General features: G+C 71.5%; 9 protein-coding genes and 1 pseudogene. 2 read left to right on the top strand and 8 right to left on the bottom strand.

Annotated elements, in window-relative coordinates:
- Positions 1 to 61 precede the first annotated feature (61 nt).
- The 6 genes and pseudogenes from pdxT to pgsA form a co-directional block, all read right to left on the bottom strand.
- A complete protein-coding gene (gene pdxT / locus AB0946_RS16910) occupies positions 62 to 661 on the bottom strand; it encodes a pyridoxal 5'-phosphate synthase glutaminase subunit PdxT (protein WP_366761352.1) in 600 nt (199 codons plus the stop codon).
- A gap of 13 nt (positions 662 to 674) precedes the next feature.
- Positions 675 to 1,580: a pyridoxal 5'-phosphate synthase lyase subunit PdxS gene (gene pdxS / locus AB0946_RS16905; protein WP_208885584.1), complete on the bottom strand. Its 906-nt coding sequence runs from the start codon at positions 1,578 to 1,580 to the stop codon at positions 675 to 677.
- A 115-nt stretch (positions 1,581 to 1,695) separates the two neighbouring features.
- Entirely contained in the window at positions 1,696 to 2,238 is a 543-nt protein-coding gene (locus AB0946_RS16900; RefSeq protein WP_171158115.1) for a hypothetical protein, read from the bottom strand.
- A 127-nt stretch (positions 2,239 to 2,365) separates the two neighbouring features.
- Complete coding sequence (locus AB0946_RS16895; RefSeq protein WP_366761351.1) at positions 2,366 to 3,529, bottom strand: glycosyltransferase family 4 protein; 1,164 nt, start codon at positions 3,527 to 3,529, stop codon at positions 2,366 to 2,368.
- The gene (locus AB0946_RS16890; protein WP_366761350.1) at positions 3,526 to 4,434 is read right to left on the bottom strand and encodes a phosphatidylinositol mannoside acyltransferase; all 909 of its coding nucleotides are present in this window, start codon (positions 4,432 to 4,434) and stop codon (positions 3,526 to 3,528) included. The genes AB0946_RS16895 and AB0946_RS16890 overlap by 4 nt, the downstream gene beginning before the upstream one ends.
- Positions 4,431 to 5,151 (bottom strand): annotated as a pseudogene (gene pgsA, locus AB0946_RS16885) (phosphatidylinositol phosphate synthase). Before pgsA ends, AB0946_RS16890 begins: the two are co-directional and overlap by 4 nt.
- 245 nt (positions 5,152 to 5,396) lie before the next feature.
- On the opposite strand from pgsA, the gene AB0946_RS16880 reads away from it, so the two are divergent.
- Entirely contained in the window at positions 5,397 to 7,598 is a 2,202-nt protein-coding gene (locus AB0946_RS16880; RefSeq protein WP_366761349.1) for an elongation factor G-like protein EF-G2, read from the top strand.
- Positions 7,599 to 7,809: 211 nt separating this feature from the next.
- On the top strand, positions 7,810 to 9,456 hold the full coding sequence (locus AB0946_RS16875) for a hypothetical protein (RefSeq protein ID WP_366761348.1): 1,647 nt from the start codon (positions 7,810 to 7,812) through the stop codon (positions 9,454 to 9,456).
- 93 nt (positions 9,457 to 9,549) lie between these two features.
- Here the strand turns inward: AB0946_RS16875 and AB0946_RS16870 are convergent, their stop codons facing one another.
- Complete coding sequence (locus AB0946_RS16870) at positions 9,550 to 10,113, bottom strand: HIT domain-containing protein (protein WP_366761347.1); 564 nt, start codon at positions 10,111 to 10,113, stop codon at positions 9,550 to 9,552.
- Positions 10,114 to 10,243: 130 nt separating this feature from the next.
- A complete protein-coding gene (gene thrS / locus AB0946_RS16865; RefSeq protein ID WP_366761346.1) occupies positions 10,244 to 12,220 on the bottom strand; it encodes a threonine--tRNA ligase in 1,977 nt (658 codons plus the stop codon).
- Between the last annotated feature and the right edge of the window lie 38 nt (positions 12,221 to 12,258).

Below are 12,258 nucleotides of genomic sequence, written 5' to 3'. Positions count from 1 at the left end.
CTGTCTCCTTCGCGTAACCCATCCAGATACGAACGCCAGAGATCCTACAAGGACTCTCGTCCTACTCCGGTGTCCGGTACGCGCGCACCATGTCGACGAACAGGGAGTGCACGCGGTGGTCGCCGGTCAGTTCCGGGTGGAACGACGTGGCGAGCGCGTTGCCCTGGCGTACGGCGACGATGTGGCCGTCGTGCTCGGCGAGCACCTCGGCCCCGGCGCCCACGGACTCCACCCACGGGGCGCGGATGAAGACGCCCTCCACAGGATCGCCCGGGACGCCCTTGACGTCGACCGCGGCCTCGAAGGACTCGTTCTGCCGTCCGAAGGCGTTGCGGCGCACGATCATGTCGATGCCGCCGACGGTCTGCTGGCCCGAGCGGGGGTCGAGGATCTTGTCGGCGAGCATGATCATGCCGGCGCAGGTGCCGTAGACCGGCATGCCAGTGTGCACGCGCGCGCGGAGGGGCTCCATCACGCCGAACAGGACGGCCAGCTTGGAGATGGTGGTGGACTCGCCGCCGGGCAGGACGAGGGCGTCGACCTCGGCGAGTTCCTCGGGGCGCCGCACCGGCCTGGCCACGGCGTCGGCCGCGGCCAGGGCGATGAGGTGCTCCCGTACGTCGCCCTGGAGGGCCAGGACGCCGATGACGGGGGTGTTCATGGGTTTCAGTGCCTTACCAGCCGCGGTTCGCGTAGCGCTCGGTCTCGGGGAGGGTGTCGCAGTTGATGCCGACCATGGCCTCGCCGAGGTTGCGGGAGGCGTCCGCGATGATCTTCGGGTCGTCGTAGAAGGTGGTGGCCTTGACGATGGCGGCGGCGCGCTTGGCCGGGTCGCCGGACTTGAAGATGCCGGAGCCGACGAAGACGCCCTCGGCGCCGAGCTGACGCATCAGGGCGGCGTCGGCCGGGGTGGCCACGCCACCGGCGGAGAACAGCACCACCGGGAGCTTGCCCAGCTCGGCGACCTCCTTGACCAGCTCGTACGGGGCGCGCAGCTCCTTGGCGGCGGCGTACAGCTCGTGGTTGTCGAAGCCGCGCAGGCGGGCGATCTCGTTCTTGATCTGGCGCAGGTGGCGGACGGCCTCGACGACGTTGCCGGTGCCGGCCTCGCCCTTGGAGCGGATCATCGCGGCGCCCTCGGCGATGCGGCGCAGGGCCTCGCCCAGGTTGGTGGCTCCGCAGACGAAGGGGGTGGTGAAGGCCCACTTGTCGGAGTGGTTGACCTCGTCGGCCGGGGTGAGCACCTCGGACTCGTCGATGTAGTCGACGCCGAGGGACTGGAGCACCTGGGCCTCGACGAAGTGGCCGATGCGGGACTTGGCCATGACCGGGATCGAGACGGCGTCGATGATGCCCTCGATCATGTCCGGGTCGGACATGCGGGCCACGCCGCCGTCCTTGCGGATGTCGGCCGGGACCCGCTCCAGGGCCATGACGGCGACGGCGCCCGCGTCCTCGGCGATCTTCGCCTGCTCCGGCGTGACGACGTCCATGATCACGCCGCCCTTGAGCTGCTCGGCCATGCCGCGCTTCACGCGGGCGGTGCCGGTCTCGGGAGCCTGGTTGTCGATGGTGGACACGGGTGACCTCACTGAAAGGGAAGAGGGTTTTCTGCACCGACGAGGAAACGTGAGTGGACCAGGCCACAGCAAGGGCCAATGACAAGCCGGTGGATCCTTTTGCTCCGCCCGTCGGTCAGGCGACCCGCTCGACCAGGGCCGCGGGGGGCTCGTCGTCCATCTCGAAGGCCAGCGGGAAGGGGGCGTGGCCGGCCAGCCGGAACCAGCGGACCTTGCGGTGCTCGCGCAGTCTGCGGGCGGCCCCCACGGCGTCGTTGTGGAAGCGGCGGGCCATCGGCACCCGGCGGACCGCCTCGGCCAGCTCACGGGCGGCCTCCTCGCCACCGGGGGCCTCCCGTACGGCCTCCACCTGCGCCGGGTCCTCGAAGACCGCCCGCAGCGCCTGGCTCAGCTCGCTCTCGGCGACCTCCCGCTGCTCCTCCTCCGCCTGCCGGGCCGCGTGCGCGGCCTCGTAGAGGACGATCGAGGCGGCCGGGTCCAGCACGCCCGAGGTCGCCAGTTCCTGCGCGACGGAGGCCCGTCGCAGCAACTGGGCGTCGAGCGCGGCCCGCGCGGCGTCCATCCGCACGTGCAGCCGGTCCAGCCGCCCGGCCGTCCAGCTGAGGTACACGCCGACGGCGATGAGCGCGACGAGGATCCAGATGAGGGTTGCGGTCACGCCGGAAGGCTATCGGCTGCGCGGACCGCCGCCACGAGCCAGTACCGCGTCACCGGGCACGGCCGGGAGCGGCTGCGGCCAGGTCCCCGCGGCTCGGCCCGGACGGCCCGCGCACCCGGCCCGGCGCTCAGTCCCGTGCCAGCCCGAAGCGTGCTCTCAGGCCCGTCGTGCGTTCGTCCGCGGCCACCGCCGCCGCGCCCGCCGTCACGGTCTCGTAGACGGACAGGATGTCCGCGCCGACCGTGGACCAGTCGAACCGCCGTACGTGGGCGCTGCCGCGCTCGCGCAGTGCGGTCCGCCGGGCGGGGTCCTCCAGCAGCCGCACGGCCGCGTCGGCCAGCGCGCCGGCGTCCTCGTTGGTGAAGACCTCGCCGGCCTGGCCCTGGTCGAGGACCTGCACGAACGCGTCCAGGTCGGAGGCGAGCACGGGGGCGCCCGCGCTCATCGCCTCGACCAGGATGATGCCGAAGCTCTCCCCGCCGGTGTTGGGGGCGACGTACAGGTCGACGCTGCGCAGCAGCCGCGCCTTGTCCTCGTCGCTGATCATCCCGAGGAACTCGACGCGGGAGCGCAGCTCCTTCGGCAGGTTCTCGACGGCCGCGTCCTCGTCGCCCCGGCCGGCGACCAGCAGCCGGGCCCCCGGCCGGGCGGCGAGGATGCGCGGCAGGGCCCGCATCAGCACCGGCAGGCCCTTGCGGGGCTCGTCGATGCGGCCGATGAAGCCGATGGTGTCGCCCTGCCACTCCGGCTTGGGCTCCGCCTTGGCGAAGAAGTCCACGTCGACGCCGTTGGGGATGACCACCGCGTCCCCGCCGAGGTGCTCGACCAGGGTGCGGCGCGCGTACTCGCTGACCGCGATCCGCGCGCTGATCTTCTCCAGTGCCGCCTGGAGGATCGCGTACGCGGCGATCATCGCGCGCGAGCGCGGGTTGGAGGTGTGGAAGGTGGCCACGATCGGGCCGGACGCCGCCCAGCAGGTCAGCAGGCCGAGCGAGGGCGAGGTCGGCTCGTGGATGTGCACCACGTCGAAGGCTCCCTCGTGCAGCCAGCGCCGTACCCGCGCGGCCGAAAGGAAGCCGAAGTTCAGCCGGGCCACCGAGCCGTTGTACGGCACCGGGACCGCCCGGCCGGCCGAGACCACGTACGGCGGCAGCGGGGTGTCGTCGTCGGCCGGGGCGAGGACGGACACCTCGTGGCCGAGCCGCAGGAAGTACTCGGCGAGGTCGCGGATGTGGAACTGGACGCCACCGGGCACGTCCCAGGAGTACGGGCAGACGATCCCGATTCTCACGCGGGTCCCTTCGCGGGGTCGAGGTCGGCGAGCCACAGCCGCTGGAGCATGTGCCAGTCCTCCGGGTGGTCGGCGATCCCGGTGGCGAAGGCGTCGGCCAGCGCCTGTGTCATGGAAGACGTCTTCTCCGCCCGGGTACCTGACTCGGGGACCTCGATCGCCGGATGCACCCGGCCCTTCATGACGGGCGTCTCGTCGTACCAGAGGGTGACGGGCAGCAGCAGCGCGCCGGTCTGCTGGGCCAGCAGGGCGGGTCCGGCCGGCATCCGGGCCGTCTCGCCGAAGAAGTCGACCTCGACGCCGGAGGCGGACAGGTCGCGGTCGGCCACCAGGCAGACCAGGCCGCCGCCGCGCAGCCTGCGGGCCAGGGCGCCGAACGCGGAGCCGCCGCTGTGCGGCAGGACCTCCATGCCGAGGCCCTCGCGGTAGGCGACGAACCGGTCGTACAGCGTCTCGGGCTTCAGCCGCTCGGCGACCGTCGTGAACGGCGTCCTCAGCTCCGTGGTGACCCAGGCGCCGGCCAGGTCCCAGTTGGCCAGGTGGGGCAGGGCGAGTATCACGCCCCGGCCGGCGGCGAGGCCGTCGGTCAGATGGTGCACGTCCTTCGGGTCGAAGCCCGTGCGCACGCGCTCGGCGCTCCAGGCCGGCAGCCGGAAGGACTCCATCCAGTAGCGCAGGTAGGAGCGCATGCCCGCGCGGGACAGCTCGGCCAGCCGCTCCGCGCCGGCGCCCGGCACCACGCGCGCGTAGTTGGCCTCCAGCCGCTGGACGCCCTTGCCGCGCTGCTTCCAGGCGAGGTCGGCGATGGTCCGGCCGAGGCGCACCGCGACCGGCTCCGGGAGCTTCTTGACGGTGCTCCAGCCGAGTCCGTACAGCGCGTCGGTGAGCCGGTCGGCGGCGCTCACTGCGTCGCCTCGCTCGTGCTCTGCCGGGCCGCCGCCTCCGCCTCTGCGGACTCGCGGCGGACGGTGACGACCCGCTGGACCAGGGTGACGAGGCTGCCGACGGCGACGATCCACAGGGCGATGGGCAGCAGCCACTGGATGCCCGGCACGCCGAACTTGTGCAGGCCCGCGAAGCCGGCCGCGACCAGCGAGATCACCAGCCGCTCGGCACGCTCGACGAGCCCGTTGACGGCGACCGGCAGCCCGATCGACTCCCCGCGCGCCTTGGTGTACGACACCACCTGGCCGCTCGCCAGGCAGAAGATCGACACCGCGCACAGCACGTTGTCGTTCCCGTTGCCCGCGTACCAGAGCGCGAAGCCGCCGAAGATCGCGCCGTCGGCGACCCGGTCCAGGGTGGAGTCCAGGAAGGCGCCCCAGCGGCTGGAGCGGCCCAGCTGGCGGGCCATGTTGCCGTCGACCAGGTCGGAGAAGACGAACAGGGTGATCACGACCGTGCCCCAGAAGAACTCGCCCCTGGGGTAGAAGACCAGCGCTCCCGCGATGACCCCGGCCGTGCCGATGAGCGTGACCGTGTCGGGGCTCACGCCCCGGCGGATGAGAAACGCGGCGAACGGTGTGAGGACACGCGTGAAGAATGCACGCGCGTACTTGTTCAGCATGGCCTTCCCGACGGTCGGTGTCGCCGCGGCCCCTGGTGGCCGCCGGCTGGCCCATCGTAGCCACGCGCGCGTGTGCGTGGCGGGCGGGCACCCACAGCCGCGCCGGGAACCGGCGCGTGCCGTCGCGCGCGGGGCGTGCGTGACGGGATCGGTGCCGCGCACGCACGCTTCGTAGTCCTTCGTATGGACGCGGCGTGACGGGAGTGGAAAGCTCGAAGAACCGCGGGCGTCGCCGGAGCCGCCGCACACGCGGATCCCGCGTGTCCGCGCCCACCCTCACCGTGCACGGGAGGCAGGATCATGGGCGACAAGGCACAGACACACCACCCCGGGGCCGCCGGCAGGGCTCTGGCGGCCGACCGACCCGCGTCCATACGGAATGTGGTGCTGGTCGGCCACTCCGGCTCGGGAAAGACCACCCTCGTGGAGGCGCTCGCGCTGACCGCGGGGGCGGTGAACCGGGCGGGGCGCGTCGAGGACGGCGGCACCGTCTCCGACCACGACGACATCGAGCACCGGCAGCAGCGTTCGGTACAGCTCTCCCTCGTGCCGGTCGAATGGGACGGCATCAAGGTCAACCTCCTGGACACCCCGGGCTACGCCGACTTCGTCGGTGAGCTGAGGGCCGGTCTGCGGGCGGCGGACGCGGCCCTCTTCGTCGTCTCGGCCTCCGACGGCGTGGACGGATCGACCCGGATGGTGTGGGAGGAGTGCGCGGCCGTGGGCATGCCCCGCGCGATCGTGATCACGCATCTGGAGGCCGCCCGCGCGGACTTCGAGGAGATGACCCGGATCTGCGCGGAGGCCTTCGGCGGTGACGACCCCGACGCCGTCCTGCCGCTGTACCTGCCGCTGCGCGGCCCCGAGGGCCCCGACGGGCACGCGCCCGTGACCGGGCTCGTCGGACTGCTGTCGCGGAAGCTGTTCGACTACTCGACCGGGGAACGCAAGGAGTCCGAGCCCGGCGAGGACCAGCTGCCGGACATCGAGGAGGCCCGCAACCGGCTCATCGAGGGGATCATCGCGGAGAGCGAGGACGAGACCCTCATGGACCGCTACCTGGGCGGTGAACAGGTCGAGGTCAAGACGCTGATCGAGGACCTGGAGCGGGCCGTGGCACGCGGCTCGTTCTTCCCCGTGCTGGCCGCCGCCCCCGCCGCCGAGGGCGCCAGGCAGGGCCTCGGCACGGTGGAGCTGCTGGAACTGGTCACGCGCGGCTTCCCGACGCCGTTCGAGCACCCGCTGCCCGGGGTGACCACCATCGACGGCGAGCCGCGCGAGCTGAAGCCGTGCGACACGGACGGCCCGCTGGTCGCCGAGGTCGTCAAGACCTCCTCCGACCCGTACGTCGGCCGGCTCTCACTGGTCCGCGTCTTCTCCGGCACCCTGCGCCCGGACCAGACCGTGCACGTCTCCGGGCACGGCCTCGCCGACCGCGGGCACGAGGACCACGACGTGGACGAGAAGGTCGGCGCCCTGTCCATGCCGTTCGGCAAACAGCAGCGCCCGGTCACCCACGCCGTCGCCGGCGACCTGGTCTGCGTGGCCAAACTCGGCCGCGCCGAGACCGGCGACACCCTCTCCGCCAAGGACGACCCGCTCCTGATGGAGCCCTGGCAGATGCCCGACCCGCTGCTGCCGCTCGCCATCCACGCGCACAGCAAGGCAGACGAGGACAAGCTCTCCCAGGGGCTGTCCCGGCTGGTCGCCGAGGACCCGACCATGCGCCTGGAACAGAACCAGGACACCCACCAGGTCGTCCTGTGGTGCCTGGGCGAGGCCCACGCCGACGTCGTCCTGGAACGGCTGCGCAGCCGCTACGGCGTCCAGGTCGACGTCGTCCCGCACCGGGTCTCCCTGCGGGAGACGTTCGCGACCCGGGCCACCGGGCGCGGCCGGCACGTCAAGCAGTCCGGCGGCCACGGCCAGTACGCCATCTGCGAGATCGAGGTCGAACCGCTGCCGGGCGGCTCGGGCATCGAGTTCGTGGACAAGGTGGTCGGCGGCGCGGTGCCCCGCCAGTTCATCCCGTCCGTCGAGAAGGGCGTCCGCGCGCAGGCCGCCAAGGGGGTCGCCGCCGGCTACTCCCTGGTCGACGTGCGGGTCACGCTGGTGGACGGCAAGGCCCACTCGGTGGACTCCTCCGACGCCGCCTTCCAGACGGCGGGCGCGCTCGCGCTGCGCGAGGCCGCGGCGGACGCGAGGATCCATCTGCTGGAGCCGGTCGCGGAGGTGACCGTCCTGGTCGGCGACGACTACGTGGGGGCCGTGATGAGCGATCTCTCCAGCCGTCGCGGCCGGCTGCTCGGCACCGAACAGGTCGGTACGGGACGGACGTTGATCCGCGCCGAGGTGCCCGAGTTCGAGATCGGGCGGTACGCCGTCGACCTGCGTTCGCTGTCGCACGGCACGGCCCGCTTCGACCGCAGGTACGCCCGGCACGAGCCGATGCCGCCGCAGATCGCCGAACGCGTCCGCGAACAGGCCGGGGACGAGGCGTAGTACACCGGCGCACGACCGGCGCACGGGCGGGCGGCTTCGGCCGTCCGCCCACACGCTGTCGGTGCCGGCGGATACGCTGATCACCTGATGTCGTCGCGCCGCGACCGACCGGCAGCCGACCGGTGCGGGCACGACGGCCGGTCCAACAGGTGTGCGGGGCAGGGAAGTCGGGAAGGCCGCAGGAACGGCACCGGCGGTGATGGGGGCGGGAATGTCGTTTGGAACGGAGTGGGACGGGCCCCAGGTACCCGTCTCGGGCGACGAGGGGCAGGCGGCGACCTCCGCGCTGGCCTCCGCGGCGTACCGGGACAGCCCGATCGAGGAGATCAAGAAGGCCGACAACGAGTGGCACCAGTCGACCGTCAAACCCGGCCGGATCAAGCTGTTCCGGCCCAATCTCGGTGAGGCGTTCTCCCGGGCCCTCGTCGACCGGATGCTCGCCCCCGGACGCAAGCCGCTCATCCAGTCCTTCGGCTCCGAACCGAAGTTCGTCGTGGAGCACGCCCTGGCGGCCAACAACATCCGCCGGGAGCGCGACAACCGCCTGACGGCCGTCACCGTCGTCTGCGGCCTGCTCTTCCTGCCCGGGATGATCGGCTGGCTGCTCGTCTTCCAGCTGCGCACGTTGGTCACCAGGCGCGAGGACAAGCGGGCCGGGGCACTGGCCACCGCGCTCCTGCTGGGCGTCGGTCTGCTCGCCGCGCTGTTCCTGATCAAGATGCCGTTCTCCGGTTTCTGGGCCTGGTACGCCCGCGCGTGCGTGGTCGTCCCCGTGCTCGGCTGGTTCTGGGCCAAGCAGATCTGCGAGCGCACCGCCAAGGACCTGCGCGTCCGCTGGGACGGCCTGCTCTCGGGCACCAGCGTCGGCGCCAAGGTCCCGGAGGCCGTGCCGCGCGGTCCGGGCCAGACCGCCGCGGAGGAGCTGCGCCAGTCACTGGCCCGGCTGAGCGCCGAGCAGCAGTCGAACTCGGTCTTCTACGCCGGTCCCAAGGGCATACTCGGCATGGGCACCCGCTGGGGCGCCTGGCAGCTCGCCGAGGACCTCGTGCCCGCCGATCCCGGCCGGGAGATCCACCCCTTCCGCAGCTGGGACGTCGTGCGCGCGATCCACGACCAGCTGGCCCTCCTGGAGCGCGGCCCGCTGAACACCGGCGGTTTCCCGAAGCCGTCGATACGGCACTGGATCGTCACCCCGATCGGCGAGAAGGCCACGGCGGTGTCCCGGCCCGAGGGCACCGACGTCGAGGCTTTCCAGGTCAAGCCGCACGCCATACAGGACATCTGCAACAAGCAGCAGTTCGGCAGCGGTGACCGGCACTACCTGGGCGTGCAGTGGACCCTGTGGGACGGGCAGCTGGTCATCACCATGCTGATCACGGTCACCGTGCTGCACGAGACGCTGCGCATCGAGGTCACCGGGCACGCGCTGGGACCGGTGAACCCGCTGTTCACCAGCAAGCCGGAGGCACCGACCAAGGAGGTCGCCAAGTCCTTCAAGCCCTGGGAGAACCGCACGATCAAGCTGCCGCTGGTCACCACCGACGAGGTGGTACGGCTCGCCGTGCGCGCCCCGCTGACCTGGTACCCGCCGCTGCTGAACTGGCTCGGCGGCTCCCTGGGCCTGCCCGAGCCGTTCGGCCTGCGGCACGCCTGGGCCGACCAGCCCTGGCGCCACCGCTTCATGGCCGACGACGCGCTGCGCGCGGCGACACCGGTGCTGCGCGTGGTCCACTCCGCCGCGATCAAGCTCCTGGAGGAGAACGGCGTGAACACGGAGAAGTTCGGCGCCCGCTCGGCCTTCCTCAGCGGCAACGTCCAGGACCCGATGCCGAAGAAGGCCGACGTCTACGACGCGTAGGGCCCCGGCGGTCCGGCCGGTGCCGGGGCCGGGGGCCGTCCCCGGAGCCGCGCACCGGCCGTGGACGGCCTCGTCCTCATGCGGCGGACGGGCTCACGCCGCCGCCGGCCACGCCTCCGCCAGCATCTTCCGGGTGTCCGCCAGGAGCTGCGGCAGCACCCGCGTGTGGCCCACGACCGGCATGAAGTTCGTGTCGCCGCCCCAGCGCGGGACGATGTGCTGGTGCAGGTGCGCGGCGATACCGGCCCCCGCCACCCCGCCCTGGTTCATGCCGATGTTGAATCCCTGCGCGCCGGACGCGGTCCGCAGGGCGGTCATCGCCTGCTTGGTCAGCTCCGCCAGCTCGGCGGTCTCCGGTCCGGTCAGGTCCGTGTAGTCGGCCACGTGGCGGTAGGGCACGGTCATCAGGTGGCCGCCGTTGTACGGGTACAGGTTGAGGACGGCGTACACATGCTCACCGCGCCGGACGACCAGCCCGTCCTCGTCCGACTTGGCCGGAATCGAGCAGAAGGGGCAGCCGTCGCCGGCCCCCGGGCCGGTCGGCTTGTTCTCACCCTGGATGTAGGCCATCCGGTGGGGCGTCCACAGGCGCTGGAACGCGTCCTGCGTCCCCACTCCGATCTGCTGCTCCGGCTCACTCGTCATGCTAGGCAGCATATGGCTTCGGCCCTTCCCGGCGTGTCGCCGGGGCGGCCGGCCGACGCCCTGTGGCCGGACCCGGCCGGTGGGCGGGGACGGGGAAGGCCCCCGGGACCGTGGTCCCGGGGGCCTTCGGTGCTCAGGCCGCTCAGACCTGGGCCCGTTCCTCGACCACCTTGGCGATCTTCGCGAGGGCCTCGTCGAACGGGATGCCGTTCTCCTGCGAGCCGTCGCGGTAGCGGAAGGACACCGAGCCGTTCGACATGTCCTCGTCGCCCGCGATGACCATGAAGGGCACCTTCTGCTTCTGGGCGTTGCGGATCTTCTTCTGCATGCGGTCCGAGGAGGAGTCCACCTCGACGCGCAGGCCCTGCTTCCTGGCCGCGGCCGCGAACTTCTGGAGGTACTCCACGTGCGCGTCGCCGATCGGGATGCCGATCGCCTGGACCGGCGCCAGCCACGCCGGGAACGCACCCGCGTAGTGCTCCAGCAGGACGGCGAAGAAGCGCTCGATGGACCCGAACAGCGCGCGGTGGATCATGACCGGGCGCTGCTTGGAACCGTCGGGGCCCGTGTACTCCAGGTTGAACCGCTCGGGCAGGTTGAAGTCGAGCTGGATGGTCGACATCTGCCAGGTCCGGCCGATGGCGTCCTTGGCCTGGACGGAGATCTTCGGGCCGTAGAAGGCGGCGCCGCCCGGGTCGGGGACGAGGGGCAGGCCCTGCTTCTCGGCGACCTCGCGCAGGGTCTCGGTCGCCTCCTCCCAGACCTCGTCGGAGCCGACGAACTTCTCCGGGTCCTTGGTGGACAGCTCCAGGTAGAAGTCGGTCAGGCCGTAGTCGCGCAGCAGGCCGAGGACGAAGGTGAGCGTCTTGTCCAGTTCGTCGGACATCTGCTCACGGGTGCAGTAGATGTGCGCGTCGTCCTGCGTGAAGCCGCGGGCGCGGGTCAGGCCGTGCACGACGCCCGACTTCTCGTACCGGTACACGGTCCCGAACTCGAACAGGCGCAGCGGCAGTTCACGGTACGACCGGCCGCGCGCGTCGAAGATCAGGTTGTGCATCGGGCAGTTCATGGGCTTGAGGTAGTAGTCCACGCCCTCGTCGAGCTGCATGGGCGGGTACATGCCGTCGGCGTACCAGTCCAGGTGCCCGGACGTCTCGAAGAGCTTCCCCTTCGTCGCGTGCGGGGTGTAGACGAACTCGTAGCCCTCCTCCTCGTGGCGGCGCCGCGAGTAGTCCTCCATGACCCGGCGGACGATGCCGCCCTTGGGGTGGAAGACGGCGAGGCCGGAGCCGATCTGCTCCGGGATGGAGAACAGGTCCAGCTCGCTGCCGAGCTTGCGGTGGTCGCGCTTCTCGGCCTCGGCGAGGAAGTCCAGGTACGCCTTCAGCTCGTCCTTGGAGGGCCAGGCGGTGCCGTAGATGCGCTGGAGCATCGGGTTCTTCTCGCTGCCGCGCCAGTAGGCGGCCGCGTTGCGCATCAGCTTGAACGCCGGGATGAGCCGGGTCGAGGGCAGGTGCGGACCGCGGCACAGGTCCTTCCAGCACAGCTCGCCGGTCTTGGCGTCCAGGTTGTCGTAGATCGTCAGCTCGCCGGCGCCGACCTCGACGTCCGCGCCGTCGTCGTGCGACGCCGAGCCCTTGAGGCCGATCAGCTCCAGCTTGTACGGCTCGTCCGCGAGCTCCTCGCGGGCCGCCTCGTCGGTGACGACACGACGGGAGAAGCGCTGCCCGCGCTTCTGGATCTCCTGCATCTTCTTCTCGATGGCCTTGAGATCCTCGGGCGTGAACGGCTTCTCGACGTCGAAGTCGTAGTAGAAGCCGTCCTTGACGGGCGGGCCGATGCCCAGCTTGGCCTCGGGGAACAGTTCCTGCACGGCCTGCGCCATGACGTGCGCGGTGGAGTGGCGCAGGATGTTCAGGCCGTCCTCGGACGAGATCTCGACGCCCTCGACCTCGTCGCCGTCGGACAGGGCGTACGCGAGGTCCTTCAGCTCGCCGCCCACGCGCGCGGCGATGACGGAGCGCTCGCCCGCGAAGAGGTCGGCGGCCGTAGTGCCCGTCGTCACCACGCGTTCTTCCCGCTCGGAATCGCGTTGGATGATCACACGGACGTCTGACACCGGTCTCTCCTGACTGAAGGTGGGCTGCGGCGCCATAC

It is taken from the genome of Streptomyces sp. NPDC046870, assembly GCF_040704595.1.
Taxonomy (GTDB): domain Bacteria; phylum Actinomycetota; class Actinomycetes; order Streptomycetales; family Streptomycetaceae; genus Streptomyces; species Streptomyces argyrophylli.
The sequence above is the reverse complement of the archived record's forward strand: the minus strand, read 5'-3'. Positions and strand labels throughout refer to the sequence as shown.